Origin of the sequence: Aliivibrio finisterrensis, from assembly GCF_008933155.1 — a bacterium.
GTDB lineage: Bacteria > Pseudomonadota > Gammaproteobacteria > Enterobacterales > Vibrionaceae > Aliivibrio > Aliivibrio finisterrensis.
In genome coordinates this window covers 1-251 of record NZ_WBVP01000131.1, presented here as the reverse complement: position 1 = coordinate 251, position 251 = coordinate 1, and the positions used below count along the sequence as shown (strand labels likewise).

The 251-nt window shown below is 46.2% G+C and carries 2 tRNA genes; both read right to left on the bottom strand.

Going from position 1 to position 251, the window contains the following annotated elements:
• Positions 1 to 51: 51 nt before the first annotated feature.
• A tRNA-Ala gene (locus F8B77_RS17425) sits at positions 52 to 127 on the bottom strand.
• A gap of 39 nt (positions 128 to 166) precedes the next feature.
• Positions 167 to 243 (bottom strand) — tRNA-Ile (locus F8B77_RS17420).
• Between the last annotated feature and the right edge of the window lie 8 nt (positions 244 to 251).

The following is a 251-nucleotide window of genomic DNA, read 5'->3' as shown; positions in this document are numbered from 1 at the left end:
AAAAAAGGTTTCAAACCATTTTTAAAGACTCTCAAGGAGAATACTTAAAGATGGTGGAGCTATGCGGGATCGAACCGCAGACCTCCTGCGTGCAAGGCAGGCGCTCTCCCAGCTGAGCTATAGCCCCAAAATATAATGTTATCACCAATACTTACTGGAAAAGTATTGGTGGGTCTGAGTGGATTTGAACCACCGACCTCACCCTTATCAGGGGTGCGCTCTAACCAACTGAGCTACAGACCCAACATTAT